Here is a 2,759-nt window from a genome sequence, read left to right as displayed (position 1 = left end):
GCTTTTTCATATTGAGTCAATGCTACGTCCATATCTGCCTTGCTGACCCTCAGGGCAGGTCTTGTGCGCGCATCAAAGATCGGCATAGTTATCTGTGGCGCAAAACTCCATGTCCCCGAAGCACTTTTGAACAGTCCTGAAAGCTCATCACTTGTAGTTCCAATTGCGGCTGTAAGAGAAATACGCGGAAAGAAAGCCGCCCGTGCTGCACCAATATTGGCGGAGGCAGCCTTGAGGATAGCTTCAGCCTCAATGACATCGGGGCGGCTAAGGAGTACCTCGGAGGACAGGTCGGGAAAAATATCATCGAGAGGGCTTACGCTACTTAAGTCTACCGGCAGGAGTTCTTGCGGGATTGGCGAGCCAACCAGCAGGTTCAAGGCATTTTCGCCTTGCGCTGCCAACTGTGTGTATCTGGCAACATCACCACTTGCCGTGGCCACCTGCGTTTGTACCCGACGGATGTCCAGTTCGGAGGCAAGTCCGACATCGTAGCGCCGTTTTATCAGCTCATAGGTAGCCTGTTGAACATCGAGGGTGGATTTTGCCAGAGCAAGTATCTCCAGATTGGCGGCAAGAGACAGATACGTATCGGCAACCGCAGAGATAAGGGAAAGTTGTGCGCTGCGACGGGCCTGTTGCGTAGATAGATACTGCTGCAATGCTGCATCTTTCAGACTGCTGATACGGCCAAAGAAGTCTATCTCCCACGAAGCAATGCCAAGATTAACGCTGTATTGCTGCGTTGTCCTTGGTTCTTCTACCCTCACGCTATCATATGAACTGCGCTTATTGCTATCGCTTACGGTTGCACTGGCCGTTGGCAGCAGTCCTGCCCGCTCAATACCGTACAGGGCACGTGTCCTTTCAACACTCAAGGCGGCAAGGCGCAGGTCTCGGTTATTGTTCAAGGCTGTCTCTATGAGCTGTTGCATCCTTGCGTCGGTGAAAAATTCCTGCCACCTCAGTTGCGGTGTTGGAATGTCGGCAGTCTTGAGTGCTTTGTATGCCTCACCGGTGGGCCATTGGGCAGGCACCGGGGCCTCAGGCTGTGTATATTTCGGCGTAAAAGAGCAGCCTGTAAGACAGACAAGCACGCACGTTATTAAAGACAGATATCTAATCATATTTAAGACACCTCCTTGACATTGTTGGTCTCTGATCCCTGTTCATGTGGCTGATTTTGGTGTCTTTTTTTGCGCGAGGTAAGCACAAAAAACAGAGGGATGAAAAAGAGGTCGATAAATGTAGCCGAGAGCATTCCACCGGCAACAGCCGTACCAATGGCGCTTTGGGCACCTGCACCTGCGCCGGTTGCAATGGCCAGAGGCAGGACGCCAAAAAAGAAAGCCAACGAGGTCATTATAACCGGCCGAAAACGCACACGGGCAGCCGCAAGTACCGCATCGATCAGGCTGGCCCCATGCGCTATCTGATCCCTTGCAAACTGAATAATAAGGATGGCATTTTTTGTGGACAGTCCAAGGGTGGTGAGAAAACCAATCTGGAAATATACATCATTGGGAAACACCCGCAACGAGGTAGCCAGTATGGCACCTAACACCCCCAGGGGCAACATCAACATATTGGCAATGGGTATAGACCAGCTTTCGTACAAGGCCGCAACACACAGAAAGATCACTAAAATGGAAAACGCATAAAGAATAGAAGTTTGTGAACTCGCCATTCGCTCCTGGTAGGAGAGTCCTGTCCAGTCAAAGCCGATTCCCTGCGGCAGTTTTGAGGCGATCTCTTCCATGGCCTGCATTGCCTCACCGGTACTCCTGCCCGGTGTTGGCGATCCCCAGATGTTTACGGATGGAAATGCGTTATAGCGCTCCAGCTTTGGAGAGCCATATGTCCAGTGTCCGGAGGCAAAAGACGAAAATGGTGCCATATTTCCTGCTTTGTTGCGTACATAAAGCCTTTCCAGGTCATCAGGCAACATACGCTGCGGTGCATCCGCCTGGACATATACACGCTTGACCCGTCCGGCCTGGATAAAATCATTGATATAGGCACCGCCAAAGGCAGATGCAATAGTGCTATGGATAGAGCTGATGGGAACTCCCAAGGCTCCGGCCTTTTCCCAGTCTACGTCAACGTGGTACTCCGGCACGTCTTCCATGCTGTTGGGTCGTAAAGCCATCAGTCGTTTGTCTTGTGCAGCCATGCCAAGGAGTTGGTCTCTGGCTGCCAACAGAGCGGCGTGTCCAAGGCCGCCACGGTCCTGCAACTGAAAGTCAAATCCCGTGGCAATTCCAAGCTCTATGACAGATGGCGGCGGGAAGGCAAATACCATGGCGTTACGAATCTTCGAAAATCTGCCCATAGCCCTCCCTGATATTGCATTGACCTTGAAGTCATGGCGTTGACGCAGGTGCCAGTCCTTGAGTTTGGCAAATCCAAATCCCATGTTTTGGCCCTGTCCGCTAAAACTGAGTCCTGAGACTCCAAGGAAGGATTCCACTGTATCTTTCTCCTGAGTCAGGAAATACTCCCTGATCTCATCCATGACCTTTTGGGTCTGTTCCAGTGTAGAACCGGCGGGAAGGTTCGCCTGAACCAGCAAAATCCCCTGGTCCTCTTCCGGCAGATAGGAGGTGGGCATACGCTGGAACAGATACCATACGGTACCCACAATCAGCACATAAAGCAATATATAGCGCAGTTTTTTTGCAAGAACGTGGCCGACCAGTCTTACATACATATCTCTGAGCCGGAAAACAACCCTATCAAACCATCTGAAAAACGGGCGC

The 2,759-nt window shown here is 51.4% G+C and carries 2 protein-coding genes; both read right to left on the bottom strand.

Translation table 11 applies throughout. The features are described 5' to 3' along the window. A partial coding sequence (locus HWQ67_RS15775) for an efflux transporter outer membrane subunit (protein WP_218253642.1) occupies positions 1–1,127 on the bottom strand: 1,127 nt, incomplete at its 3' end. 2 nt (positions 1,128–1,129) lie between these two features. Then, the coding region (locus HWQ67_RS15770; protein WP_218253641.1) for an efflux RND transporter permease subunit at positions 1,130–2,759 on the bottom strand (1,630 nt) is incomplete at its 5' end.

The sequence above is a fragment of the Candidatus Magnetobacterium casense genome (assembly GCF_019173545.1).
Lineage (GTDB): Bacteria > Nitrospirota > Thermodesulfovibrionia > Thermodesulfovibrionales > Magnetobacteriaceae > Magnetobacterium > Magnetobacterium cryptolimnobacter.
Note: the sequence above shows the minus strand (reverse complement) of the source record. Positions and strands in the feature narration are given on the sequence as shown.